This window comes from Duganella zoogloeoides (assembly GCF_034479515.1).
Taxonomy (GTDB): domain Bacteria; phylum Pseudomonadota; class Gammaproteobacteria; order Burkholderiales; family Burkholderiaceae_D; genus Rugamonas; species Rugamonas zoogloeoides.
Map to the genome: position 1 here is coordinate 3,688,295 of NZ_CP140152.1, position 11,406 is coordinate 3,699,700.

General features: G+C 69.0%; 8 protein-coding genes. 4 read left to right on the top strand and 4 right to left on the bottom strand.

Annotation, left to right across the window (positions count from 1 at the left end):
- Nucleotides 1-25 precede the first annotated feature (25 nt).
- Nucleotides 26-1,306, top strand: coding sequence for an MFS transporter (locus tag SR858_RS16180; RefSeq protein ID WP_019920038.1), 1,281 nt, complete (start codon nt 26-28; stop codon nt 1,304-1,306).
- On the opposite strand, the gene SR858_RS16185 is transcribed toward SR858_RS16180, so the two are convergent.
- The 3 genes from SR858_RS16185 to SR858_RS16195 are packed head-to-tail and all read right to left on the bottom strand — an operon-like array spanning nt 1,287 to nt 7,007.
- Nucleotides 1,287-2,762, bottom strand: coding sequence for an efflux transporter outer membrane subunit (locus SR858_RS16185; RefSeq protein ID WP_019920039.1), 1,476 nt, complete (start codon nt 2,760-2,762; stop codon nt 1,287-1,289). The genes SR858_RS16180 and SR858_RS16185 overlap by 20 nt on opposite strands.
- Nucleotides 2,759-5,833 carry an efflux RND transporter permease subunit gene (locus SR858_RS16190; protein WP_019920040.1) on the bottom strand — a complete coding sequence of 1,025 codons (3,075 nt, stop codon included), beginning with the start codon at nt 5,831-5,833 and terminating at the stop codon, nt 2,759-2,761. Before SR858_RS16190 ends, SR858_RS16185 begins: the two co-directional genes overlap by 4 nt.
- Entirely contained in the window at nt 5,826-7,007 is a 1,182-nt protein-coding gene (locus SR858_RS16195; RefSeq protein ID WP_019920041.1) for an efflux RND transporter periplasmic adaptor subunit, read from the bottom strand. Before SR858_RS16195 ends, SR858_RS16190 begins: the two co-directional genes overlap by 8 nt.
- Nucleotides 7,008-7,129: 122 nt before the next feature.
- On the opposite strand from SR858_RS16195, the gene SR858_RS16200 reads away from it, so the two are divergent.
- From SR858_RS16200 to SR858_RS16210, 3 genes are read left to right on the top strand one after another with little or no spacing between them, the layout of a single operon-like run.
- Complete coding sequence (locus SR858_RS16200; RefSeq protein ID WP_019920042.1) at nt 7,130-7,810, top strand: response regulator transcription factor; 681 nt, start codon at nt 7,130-7,132, stop codon at nt 7,808-7,810.
- Nucleotides 7,803-9,200: a sensor histidine kinase gene (locus SR858_RS16205; protein ID WP_019920043.1), complete on the top strand. Its 1,398-nt coding sequence runs from the start codon at nt 7,803-7,805 to the stop codon at nt 9,198-9,200. The genes SR858_RS16200 and SR858_RS16205 overlap by 8 nt, the downstream gene beginning before the upstream one ends.
- Complete coding sequence (locus tag SR858_RS16210; protein ID WP_019920044.1) at nt 9,197-10,609, top strand: amidase; 1,413 nt, start codon at nt 9,197-9,199, stop codon at nt 10,607-10,609. The genes SR858_RS16205 and SR858_RS16210 overlap by 4 nt, the downstream gene beginning before the upstream one ends.
- A gap of 9 nt (nt 10,610-10,618) precedes the next feature.
- Here SR858_RS16210 and SR858_RS16215 read toward each other — a convergent pair whose 3' ends face one another.
- Entirely contained in the window at nt 10,619-11,296 is a 678-nt protein-coding gene (locus SR858_RS16215) for a hypothetical protein (RefSeq protein ID WP_019920045.1), read from the bottom strand.
- Nucleotides 11,297-11,406 lie beyond the last annotated feature (110 nt).

Consider the following 11,406-nt stretch of genomic DNA (forward strand, 5'->3'; position numbering starts at 1 on the left):
ACCAACAATAGCGAGACACTTTTCGATGCCGGACATCTCTCAGGCAAGCGCGCGCCCGCTGGGCCGCCAGGACTACAAGACACTGTCGCTGGCCGCCCTCGGCGGCGCGCTGGAATTCTACGACTTCATCATCTTCGTGTTTTTCGCCACCACCATCGGCGCCCTGTTCTTCCCGCCCGATATGCCGGACTGGATGCGGCTGTTCCAGACCTTCGGCATTTTCGCCGCCGGCTACGTGGTCCGCCCGCTCGGCGGCATGGTGATGGCCCACTTCGGCGATCTGCTGGGCCGCAAAAAAATGTTCAACCTGTCGATCCTGCTAATGGCCGTGCCCACGCTGCTGATCGGTCTTTTGCCCACGTACGCCAGCATCGGCCTGGCCGCCCCGCTGCTATTGCTGCTGCTGCGCGTGGCGCAGGGCGCGGCGGTGGGCGGCGAAGTGCCGGGCGCCTGGGTGTTCGTGTCCGAGCACGTGCCGGCGCGCCATATCGGCTACGCGTGCGGCACGCTCACGGCAGGCCTCACCATGGGCATCCTGCTCGGCTCATTGATGGCCACCGGGATCAACAGCGTGTTCACGCCGCAGCAGGTGCTCGATTACGGCTGGCGCCTGCCCTTCGTGCTGGGCGGCGTGTTCGGCCTGGGCGCGATGTACCTGCGCCGCTGGCTGCACGAGACGCCCGTCTTCACCGAACTGAAACAGCGCAAGGCGCTGGCCGCCGAACTGCCGCTCAAGGCCGTGCTGCGCGAGCATCGTAGCGCGGTGGTGCTGTCGATGCTGCTCACCTGGATGCTGTCGGCCGCCATCGTGGTCGTGATCCTGATGACGCCCACCCTGCTGCAAAAGGGCTATGGCTTCGATGCCCGCACCGCGCTCATGGCCAACACGGCCGCCACCCTGTGCCTGGCCGTGGGCTGCGTGGTGGCCGGCGTGCTGGCCGACCGCCTGGGCGCGCGCCGCATGCTGATCGGCGGCGCGCTGCTGCTGGCCGTTTGCACCTACGTGTTTTACACCACGGTGAAGGTGCGCCCCGACCTGCTGCTGCCGCTGTATGCGCTGCTGGGCTTTGCGGTCGGCGTGGTGGGCGTGGTGCCGAGCGTGATGGTGCGGGCGTTCCCCGCGCCGGTGCGCTTCTCCGGCCTGTCGTTCTCGTACAACCTGGCCTACGCCGTGTTCGGCGGCCTCACCCCGGTGATGGTCACGCTGATGCTCAAGGTGCAGCCGCTGGCCCCGGCCTGGTACGTGATGGCGCTGTGCGCGGTGGGCATCGCCACCGCGTTGTTCGTCAGGGACGGCCAGCGCTAGCGACCTGGAGATCATCGGTCCAGCCGCCGCCCAGCGCCTGGAACAGCGCCACCGTGTCCGCGTACCGCGCGGCGCGGGCGGCGATCAACGCCACGCTGGCCTGCTGCCACGACTGCTGCGCCAGCAGCACCGCCGGGTAGGCCAGCGCCCCCAGTTGCCACTGGCGCTGGGCGATGCCGAGACTGCGGCGCGCGGCCTGCTCGGCGGCGTCCGCACTGCGCAGCGCGCGCGCATCGGCATCTACCGCGTGCAGCGCGTCGGCCACGTTCTGGAAAGCGGTGAGCACCACGCTGCGATACTGGAACGACGCCTGGGTGTACGCCGCCTCCGCCGCGCGCTGCTGGTGCCGCAAGGCGCCGCCCTTGAACAGCGGCTGCACCAGGTCCGCGCCGATGCTCCAGAACCCCGCCCCCGATTTGAACAGCGTGCCGGCATCGAGCGCCGAACCGCCCAGCGTGGCGGTCAAGGCGATATTGGGCAGGCGCGCGGCCCTGGCCACGCCCACCTGGGCGCTGGCCGCGTGCAGCTGCGCTTCGGCGGCGCGGATGTCGGGCCGGTGTTCCACCAGACGCGCCGGCACGCTCACCGGCAGCGTGCCGGCCAGGGCCAGGCTGTCGAAGTCCAGCACAGCGGCGCCGGGGCCGTCGGCCGGCATGCGCCCGCCCAGCACCGCCAGCAGGTTGCGCTGCAGGGCCACCTGCTTTTCCAGCGGCGGCACGCCGGCCTCCACCTGCGCCAGCGCCGCCTCCTGCGCCGCCACGTCGGCGCCGCCAACCTGGCCGGCGCGCTGCATGGCGCGTGTGGCATCGAGCTGGCGCCGGGCCAGGTCCGCCAGCTCGCGCGTGACGCCGAGCTGGGCGCGCAGCGCCGCCTCGCTGATGGCGGCCAGCACCACGTTGGCCGCCAGCGTCAGGCGCGCGGCATCGCCCTGGTAGCGCGCCACGTCCACCTGGGCGCCGGCCGCCTCCACCTGCCGCCGCACGCCTCCGAACACGTCGGGCGAGTACCCCACGTTCAGTTGCGCCGTGTGCAGCGAATACAGGTTGGCGCCAGCAGCCGTGGGGCTCGACAGCGTATCGGCGACGCGCTGGCGCGTGGGCGATACGTGCAGCGTGGCGTCCGGCCACCACAGTCCTTGCTGGGCGGCGGCGTTTTCGCGCGCGGCCTGCAACGCCGCCTGCGCGGCCTGCAAGTCCGGGTTGGCGGCCAATGCTGCTGCCACCAGCGCATTGAGCGGTTCCGAGCCGAAGCTGGTCCACCAGCGCCCCGGCACCTCCTGGCCTGCCGCCAGTCTTTGAGTATGCTCGGGCTGCGCGGCTTCGCCGTCGAGTACTTGCGCCGTGTAGCGCTGCACCGTGGGTGCGGCCGGGGCGACGAAGTCGGGACCGGCGGCGCAGCCGGCGATCAGCATGGCCAGCGCGATGGCGACCAGTTGGGCAGCAATCACTTTTTTCATGCGGCTTCCTTTTTCATACGTTGTTCGATCAGGTAATACAGGGCCGGCAGCAGCACCAGCGTCAGCGCGGTGGCGGTCACCAGGCCGCCCACCACCACGGTGGCCAGCGGGCGCTGGACGTCGCTGCCCAGGCCATGGGCCAGCGCCGCCGGCACCAGGCCCAGCGCGGCCACGGTGGCGGTGGTGAGCACCGGGCGCACCCGCTCGCTGGCGCCCTTGATCACGGCTGCGCGCAGGTCGTCCGGCAGCAGCACGCGCCAGCGGTTGAGATTCGATAACATCACCACCGCGTTGAGCACCGCCACGCCGAACAGCGCGATAAAGCCCACCGCCGACGACACATTCAAGGTCATGCCGCGAAATTGCAGCGCCACCAGGCCACCCAGCAGCGAGAGCGGCACCACCAGCAGGATCAACCCCGGCTGGCGCAGGTTGCCGAAGGCCGAGAACAGCATCACGAACATCAGCGCCAGCACCGCCGGCACGATCACCGCCAGGCGCGCCTCGGCGCGCTGCTGGTTCTCGAACTGCCCGCCCCACGTAACCTGGTAGCGCGCATGGTCGTACGGAATCTCGCGCGCGATGCGGCCCTGCGCCTCGGCCAGAAACGACGACAGGTCGCGGCCGCGCAGATTGGTGCGCACGGTCAGGTGGCGGCGGTTCATCTCGCGGGTGATGGTGGTCTCGCCCTGCGCCATGCCGATATGGGCCACTTGCGACAACGCCACGTGAGCGCCATTGGGGCTGGTCAGCACCAGGTTGCCGATCGCCTGCGGATCGCTGCGGGCGGCGCCTGCAAAGCGTGCGGCCACGTCGTAGCTGCGGTCGCCCACGTACACCTGCGCCACCGGGCTGCCGCCGATGCCGGTCTGGATCAGCGCCATCACGTCGGCCACGTTGATACCCAGGCGCGCGGCGGCAGCGCGGTCCACATCGATGCGCAACTGCGGCAGCGGCGGCTCCTGGTCGATGATCACGTCCTGCGCACCGGGCACGGTGCGCAGCAGCTGTTCCACGGCGCCGGCCAGCTTGCGGGTCTGCTGGAAGTCGTCGCCATACACCTTGACCACCAGGTCGCTGTGGGCGCCGGCCAGCTTGTCGAGCACACCGTCAATCATCGGCTGCGAGAAGCCGACGTCGGTGCCGGGCAGATCGCGGTAACGCGCAGCCAGCCGATCGACCAGGTCCTGCTTGGCCATGCCGAACGGCCACTGGTCATAAGGCTTGAGCGTGACCGCGCACTCGATGTGCGATGGCGTGAACGGATCGGTGCCCTCGTCGTTGCGGCCCAGTTGCGTGACCACGTGCGCCACCTGCGGCTCCTTGAGGGTAGCGTCGCGCAGGGCGTCCGCCATGCGGGTGGCCTTGTCCAGCGATATTCCCGGCGGCAGCGTCACTTGCAGCCAGATTGAGCCTTCGTCGAGCGCCGGCAGGAAGTCCCGGCCGACGGCGCCGCCCAACAGCACCACTGCCGCCAGCGTGGCGCCGGCCAGCGCCAGCACCAGACGGGATTTGCCGACCAGCCGTTGCAGCAGCGCTTCGTAGCGCGGCATCAGCCATCCCAGTAGCGGATTATGGAAAATCTTGCGCGGCTTGCGAAAGGCCCAGTGGGCCAGGCCCGGGATCACCATCATCGTCATCAGCAAGGCGCCCAGCAAGGCAAATCCTACCGCGAACGCCATCGGCGAGAACAGCTTGTACTCGATGCGCTGGAACGCGAACAGCGGCAGGTACGCCACCATGATCACCAGCATGCCAAACAGCGTGGGCTTCATCACCTGGCTGGTGGCGGCCAGCGCTTCGCCCTCGTCCAGCAGTCCTTCCGGCTGCTCTTCGCGCCGGCGCAGGATCGCCTCCAGCACGAAGATGGCGCCATCGACAATGATGCCGAAGTCGATCGCGCCCAGCGACAGCAGGTTGGCGGGCACCTTGAAGTGGTGCATCAGGATGAAGGCCGTCATCAGCGATACGGGAATGGCGGCGGCCGCGATCAGCGCTGCGCGCACGCTGCCCAGGAACAGCACCAGCACCAAGGTGACCAGCACCACGCCTTCGATCAGCGTTTTGCCGACCGTGTGCACGGTCGCTTCCACCAGCGAACTGCGGTCCATGTACTCCACCACTTTCACATCCTTGGGCAGCAGGTGGTCGTTCAGGTCGGCCACTGCTTCGTGCACGCCGGCGATCACGCGCGACGGGTTCTGGTTTTTCAACAGCAGCACGATGCCCGAGACGGTATCCGACACATGGTCCTTGCCCAGGATGCCGTGGCGTTCCTGCTGGCCCAGCGTGACCGTGCCCAGGTCCTTGATCAGCACCGGCACGCCGCCCTTTTGCGCCACCACGATATTGCCCAGGTCGTCGAGGCTGCGGATCAGGCCCACGCCGCGCACGACCATGCCCTGCTCGCCGCGCGTGAGAATGCTGCCGCCGGCGTTGGCGTTGTTGGCCGATATCGCTGCGGTAATCTGTGCCAGCGACAGGCTGTACTTGCTCAACCTGGCCGGATCGAATTCGATCAGGAACTGGGTGGTCACGCCGCCAAAATTCGTCACATCGACCACGCCGGACGCCTGCTTCAGGCGCGGCACTACGGTCCAGCGCTGCAATTCGGACAGCTCGCGCAGGCTGCGCGACTTCGACTCCAGCGTGTAGCGGTAAATCTCGCCGATCGGCGACGTCAGCGGATCGAGCGACGGCTGGGCGCCGTACGGCAGCGCGACGCCGGCAATGCGCTCCTGCAGGCGCTGGCGCGACCAGTAGTCTTCGGCGCCGTCCTCGAACACCACGGTGATCAGGGACAGCCCGAAGGTGGACTTCGAGCGCATCACGTGCATGCCGGGCGTGCCCATGATTTCGCGCTCGAGCGGTATCGTGATCTGCTGCTCGACCTCCTCGGCGGCCAGGCCGTTGACCTGGGTGACCACTTGCGACGTGGTGTCGGCGATATCGGGATAGGCTTCGAGCGGCAGTTCGGTCCAGCACCAGGCGCCATACAGGGTGGCGAGCAGGAAAATCAGCGCGACGATGCCGCGCTTTTTGAAACACAGGTGGACGATGCGGTCAATCATCGAGCAGCACTCCATCCTTGACCACGATGCGCGCGCCGGCAGCCAGGCCGGACAGCACTTCAACGTTGTCGCCCACCTGCGTGCCCAGCGTCACCTCGCGCGCCGTGAAACGCCACGGCGCCGTTTCCACGAACACCCGGCTGGCAAAGCCGCCCTGCACCACGGCAGTCAACGGCACCAGGATGGCCGGGCGGGTGCGCGCACTCAGGGTCGCCGTGGCGAACATGCCGGGTTTTAACCTGCCGTCGCGATTCTCGAACGGCACCCGCAGCTTGACGGTGCGGGTATCGGGATCGAGCATCTCGCCCACGTAGCGCACGGCGCCCTGCAACGGTTCGGGATAGGCATCGAGGCGGATATGAGCCGCCTGGCCGACGTACACCTGGGCCAGGTCCTTTTCCTGGGCATTGATGGCCACGAAGACGTGAGACAGGTCGGCGACCGTCATCAACGGCGCGGTGGCGTCGTTCCAGTACATGCCGCGCGCGGCGGACAGTTCCACCACGCGGCCGGCGATCGGGGCGCGCACCGCCAGTGTGCCGCCTTTCACGTCGCCGCCATGCGGAACGCCGCTCTGGCGCAGCCTGGCGGCGGCGCGCGCAGCCTCGCTGGCCGCCTGCGCGTAGTCGCTCTGCGCCTGTTCCAGGTCGCCCCGTGCAGTCAGTTGCTCGTGGTCGAGCGCCTGCTGGCGTTGCAGGCTGCTCGCTGCCAGCGTCAGTGCCGCCTGGGCGCGCGCGGCATCGGCGCCGGCCTGGGCCAGGTCGGGGGCGTCGATCACGAACAGGATGTCGCCAGCTGTTACCGCGTCGCCCAGTTGCTTCTCCAGGCGTACCACGCGCCCCGCCATCGGCGTGGTGATTTTCACCAGGCGCGCGGGATCGGCTTCCACCGTTGCCGGCAACACGAACGGCGCGGCCAGGCTTTGCGACTGAACTGGCGCCACGACCAGCGTGCGGCGCAGCGGCGAGGCCGCCGGCACGACGATGGCGTCGGCTTCGCGCACCAGTTCGGGCGCAGGGGTTGCCGGCGCGGCGGCATTGGCGGTCTGCATCGCGTGCATGCCATGCGCGCCCCAGGCGATCAGGCCCACGGCAACCAGCCCGGCCAGCAGGAACGGGCCCGGGATGAAACGGGACCAGCGGCGGTCCACGGAGGTGTGTTTGGTATTTTTCATGATGGTTCTCCCTGAAGCTACGGCCGCCATGGTACGAATTTATGCTGCACTGCATCCTGAATACTTCTTCAGGATTTTTTCCCACGCGCGCTGCTATACTCGGGTTCCAGTCGAGGGCCCCCATGCACATCCTGTTGGTAGAAGACGATCACAAAGCGGCGCGGCTGCTGGCGCGCGGCCTGGAGGAAGAAGGCTTCCGGGTGCAGGTCGCGCACGGCGCTCACGAAGCGACCACGCCGGCCGGCTTCGACCTGGCCATCCTCGACTGGATGATGCCGGGGAAGGACGGCGTGACCCTGTGCGCGCAATGGCGGCAAGCCGGCCACGAGTTGCCGGTGCTGATGCTCACCGCGCGCGACGCCGTGGCCGACCGCATCACCGGCCTTAATACCGGCGCCGACGACTACCTGACCAAACCGTTCGTGTTCGAGGAACTGCTGGCGCGGGTGCGCGCGCTGCTGCGCCGCTTCGACCGCGCGCAGCCGGCCGTGCTGAAAGTGGCCGACCTGGCGCTCGATGCGCGCACCCGCACGGCCACCCGCGCCGGCGCCAGCTTCGCCCTCACGGCCAAGGAATATGCCCTGCTCGACCTGCTGATGCGCCATGCCGGCGCCGTCGTCACCCGCCTGCAACTGGCCGAGCAGGTATGGCACGCGGACCTGATCGCCATCGACAACCTGATCGACGTCCACATCAAGAACCTGCGCCGCAAGGTCGATACGCCCGGCGCCGTGCCGCTGATCGAGACCGTGCGCGGGCGCGGCTTCCGGCTGGCCTCGCAGGCGGACATTGGCGATGCTTAGCCTGCGCCAGCGCCTGATCGCGGTGCACCTGCTGGCGATCCTGGCCGCCGTGGGCGCCACGGCGGGCGCCGGCTGGTGGGTGCTGTCGCAATCGGTCAACCGCCAGCTCGACACTGCGCTGCTGGCACTGGCCGAAGCCGAGGCGGCGATGCTCACCGACGGCGGCGCCGCCGTCATCCGCGTACACGAAGCGCCGCAAGGCAGCGCCCCGCCCTCGCTCACGCGGCTCGACCGGCTGGTGCAGATCATCGACAAGCAGGGCTGGATACTGGCGCGCAGCAGCAACCTGGGCACCGAGGATTTGCCGGCGTCGTCCCAGCTGCTCGAGCAACTGGCGGCCGGACGCACCGTGTTCGAGACCCTGCCCGACACCAGCGAGGAGCCGCTGCGCATGGTATCCGTGCCCGCACGCGTCAAAGGCCAGCTGTACGCGGTACAGGTGGCCGGCTCGCTCGACGACGCCAACAGCACGCTGCGCTCGGCCGCGCTGCTGTTTGCCGCCATGGCGGTGGCGCTGATGGCGGCGCTGGGCTGGGCCGGCGCGCGGCTGTCGCGCAAGCTGTTCGTCGCGATCGAGAATATCGTCGAACAGGCCGGCCGCATCGAAGACAACCACCTGGACCGGCGCCTGCCGCACCCGGGCGGCGACGATGAAATCGGCCACCTGGTCACCACGCTCAATGCCATGCTGGAGCGGATCGAAGGTGCGTTCGAGACCCAGCGCCGCTTCACCGCCGACGCCTCGCACGAACTGCGCTCGCCGCTGTCGCGCCTGCGCGCGGAAATCGAAATCACGCTGCGCCGCCCGCGCGAGAGCGGCGATTACGTGGCCGCGCTGCGTTCGTGCCTGGAAGAAGTCGAGCGCCTGACCACGCTGGTGGAGGAACTGCTGATGCTGGCGCGGATCGACGCCGGCCAGGAGCGCGGTCCCGGCCAGCCGGTGGCGTTGACGGCACTGGTGCGCGACACCATCGCCCGCATGGAAGCGCCGGCGCGCGAGCATGGCATCGCCCTGTCGTACGCGGGCGCCGTGGCCGACCACATGCAGGTGGACCAGGCTGCGCTGGGGCTGGTGCTGCGCAACCTGCTGGAAAACGCGCTGAAGTTTTCGCCGCCGGGGGGGCGCATCGAGATCGGCCTGGAACGTCAAGAAGGCGCCGTGCTGTTGACGGTGGCCGACCAGGGCCCGGGCATTGCCGCCGCCGAACTGCCATACGTGTTCGAACGCTTTTTCCGCGGCACCGGCGCGCGCGCCAGCGAAGTGGGCGGCGTGGGCCTGGGCCTGGCGCTGTCGCAATCGATCATGCGCGCCGGCGGCGGCGCCATCACGGCCGCCAACCGCCCCGGCGGCGGCGCGCTGTTTACCGTACAACTACAAGAGACAACATGACCCCATCGCACCGATCACCCGACGCCGTCACCCTGCTCGAACAATTGCGCGCGGGCGCCCTCACCGCCGAACAACTGGTGGGCCAGCACCTGCACACGCTGGCGCACGAGCAGCCGCGCCTGAACGCCGCCACCGGCATTTTCCACGATGCGGCGCTGGCCGAAGCGCGCCGGCTCGATTGCGAGGGCGACCGGTCGCTGCCGCTGTTCGGCCTGCCGTGCAGCGTGAAGGAGACCTTCGGCCTGGCCGGCCAGCAGGTCACGGCCGGCTCGCAGCGGATGGCGCCCGAACACCATGCGCAGGACGCCGAGATCGTGCGGCGGTTGAAGGCTGCCGGTGCGGTGGTGATCGCCCGCAGCAATGTGCCGGAACTGGCGATGACGGCCGAATCGACCAATCCCCGCTACGGCCGCACCAATAACCCGCTGGCGCCGGACCGGGTGGCGGGCGGCTCGAGCGGCGGCGAGGGCGCGCTGGTGGGGTCCGGCAGTTCGGTGTTCGGCGTGGGGTCGGACATCCTCGGATCGATCCGGATACCGGCCGCGTTCTGCGGCGTGGTGGGCTTCAAGCCGCATTCGGCGGCGGTCGATGACACCGGCACGTGGCCCACGGTGACCGGCAACACCCGCACCTGGCTGGGCCTGGGGCCGCTCACGCGCAGCGTGCGCGACGCCCGGCTGGTGTACAACGTGATCGCCCGGCGGCCGCTGGGGGCGGGCCGCAAAGCAGGCGGCGATTCCGGTGGCCGGCTGGTGGTGCCGGGCGGCTTTCCGATGACGATACAGGATGCCTGCATCGGCCAGGCGCTGGCGGCAGCGAGAAGCGCGCTGGTGGGCAGTGGCTACCGCGAGCAAGCGCAGGATTTTTCGCAAGTGCGCCACCTGTTCCTGCAAATCCCGAAAGTGATCCTCGACGACTTTTACGATACCTGGATCCGGCTGCTGTCCACGCCGGGCGCGGCGCCCTTCTCTCCGTGGCGCGAACTGGCAGCGCAACTGCTGCGCCGTCCCACCATCGACGACGGCCTGTTGACGTGGATGCTGATCGCGCCGCTGATGAAGCCACGTCGCCAGTCCACGGTGGCGCGCATCGCCGAAGAATACGCCAGCGCGCGGGCCCGCTACCACGCCATGCTGGGCGTTGACGGCGTGATGGTCCTGCCCACGCTGGGATTGCTGGCGCCGCCCCACGGCAAGATGAACCGGCAATCGCTCAAACCCGGCGTCAACGGCCTGTTTACCGCCCATACCATGGGCAACTACCTGGACCTGCCGGCCATCGCAGTCCCGGCCTGGAAGTACCGCGATGCCGTCACCGGCCTGGTGCCCAGCGTCTCGCTGCTGTGCGCGCCGGGGGCGGAAGCGCGCCTGTTCGACGCCGCCGGGACCGTCGAAGCCGCCCTCAACTGAACTGCGCGGTCAACCTGACGCCGCAGCTTTCTCTTTTTTGACGTCGGCTTCGGCCATGGACTGGGCGAAGCGCAGCGCTTTCCGGACCTTGTCGACCAGGTCTGCGTCGCGCTGGCTGTCCTGGGCGGTGCGGCGGTGGTCGTGGTGTTTGAACGGATCGTTGGCCTCGGCATCGGCTGCCTGTTGCTGGTCGGCGTAGGCGGCGCGCCCTTCGGCGTGGTCGGCATCGGCCGGCGCTGCTGGTGCTGGTGCTGGTGCCGGTGGTACCGAGGGTGTGGCAGGCGCCGACGGCGCGGCGATCTCGCCCCCCGATTCCGCTGCCGCGCCATCGCCGGAACGCAGCACGGCGGCAGCTTCCTTGAGCTGGTTGGCCAGTTGCTTGAGTTCCTGCAGCGCGCCCCTGGCGCCGCTGCTGCCGAACAGGGCCAGCAGGTGCACCAGTTCCTCGATGCGCTTCTTGATCATCTCGATGCGTTCGCGCGCGGCCGCCTTGGCCGCCTGCGCCGACGACGTGCGCAGCGCGCGGATCACGGCGGCGCGTTCGCGGGCCTGGTCGGCCTGCTTCTGTTTGAGCTTGGCCATCGCCTCCAGCGACTGCGCCTGCAGGCGGCTGGCGGTATCGCCTCCCGGCGTGGGCGGCTCGGCGCGGGCGGCGCGGGTGGGACTATACAGCGGTGAGGACAACATGGCGTGCTCCGGTGCAGGCGAATGATCGGTACCGGTAACAGGCGACTGCGGCAGGAATTAGTTAAATGTTACATCCTGCTTGACCTCAACATAAGTTGAGGTTTTATAGT